1 pseudogene is annotated in these 560 nt (G+C 41.6%); it reads left to right on the top strand.

What is annotated here, in order from left to right:
• A pseudogene (locus tag B4237_RS13020) lies at positions 1 to 531 on the top strand (tyrosine--tRNA ligase); the annotation flags it as partial.
• Between the last annotated feature and the right edge of the window lie 29 nt (positions 532 to 560).

Here is a 560-nt window from a genome sequence, read left to right as displayed (position 1 = left end):
AAAATGTCTAAATCTTTAGGTAACTATATTGGTGTATTTGATACCCCAGGTGCGATGTACCAAAAAATTCTATCGATGCCAGATAGCTTGATTGAACGCTATTTTGATTTACTCAGCTTTAAGTCACTTGATGAAATCAAAGTTTTGCTTGATGAAATGGCAGCGGGTCGTAACCCACAAGAAATCAAACGTATTTTAGCGCTTGAGCTGGTTGAACGTTTCCATGATGCAGAAGCAGCGGAAAATGCACATAAGAGTGCAGGTAACCGTGTGACAGAAGGCGAAGTACCAGAAGATACACCGGAAGTGACGATTTCTCGTGCTGAGTTTGGTGGCGAGTTGTTTATTGCAACCATTCTTCGAGTTGCAGGTTTAAACCCGAATGCTGCTGCTGCAAAAGACGCTGTGGGTCGTGGCGCTGTTAAAGTCGACTGGAATGTGGTTGATATGAGCTACTCTGTAAAAGAAAACGTAACTTTAATCATTCAGTCAGGCAAAAAAGCGATTGCACGTGTGACTTTCACCGACTAAATCGAAATAAAAATAATAAAAAGCAGGCC

This window comes from Acinetobacter sp. UBA6526, from assembly GCF_002434875.1.
GTDB lineage: Bacteria > Pseudomonadota > Gammaproteobacteria > Pseudomonadales > Moraxellaceae > Acinetobacter > Acinetobacter venetianus.
Note: the sequence above shows the minus strand (reverse complement) of the source record. Positions and strands in the feature narration are given on the sequence as shown.